General features: G+C 60.4%; 1 protein-coding gene. It reads left to right on the forward strand.

Annotated elements, in window-relative coordinates; all coding sequences use genetic code 11:
- Positions 1 to 6: 6 nt before the first annotated feature.
- Positions 7 to 601 (forward strand): IS1595 family transposase (locus ILP92_RS18175; RefSeq protein ID WP_368667921.1); only part of this gene is annotated, 595 nt, incomplete at its 3' end.

Here is a 601-nt window from a genome sequence, read left to right on the forward strand (position 1 = left end):
GTCGAGGTGGACGAGGCGTTTGTCGGGGGAGCCCCGAAATCCCTGTCGGGAGCGTATAATCCACGCGGCAAGGGCACTGGAAAGCCTATGATTTTCGTGGCGGCCTCTCGCGACGGACAGGCACGCGCCAGGGTCGTTTCCGATGACAAAAGGGCGACGCTCGAGCCGGTTCTCCTGGAATGGATTGACCCCGACAAGACGAGCTTAATGACCGATGGAAGCAAGAGCTACCGGGGCCTGGGGAAGACCATGGCCGACCACCAGTATGTGATCCACAGCCAGAAGCAATATGCCAACCCGGAGACCGGTGCCCACGTGAACACGGCCGAGGCAGTGATCTCCCAGGTGCAGCGCGCTCTGGTCGGGGTCTACCACAACCTCGGTCGACAGCACCTTCAGCGATACCTCGATGAGATCGTCTGGAGATGGAATCATCGCGACCCCGTCCGGGAAATGGTCAAGCAATGGACCACGAAAGCCGGTGTCGAGCGGGAGAAAACGACGACGATCTGGAAGCCGATCCCAGTGGTCGACCAGATGCGCATCTCGCTTCAGGGGGCGGTCGGAAAGCAACTCCGGCGTTCAAAGGAATACGGGCTAT

Origin of the sequence: Palleronia pontilimi (assembly GCF_016412875.1) — a bacterium.
GTDB classification, from domain to species: Bacteria; Pseudomonadota; Alphaproteobacteria; order Rhodobacterales; family Rhodobacteraceae; genus Palleronia; species Palleronia pontilimi.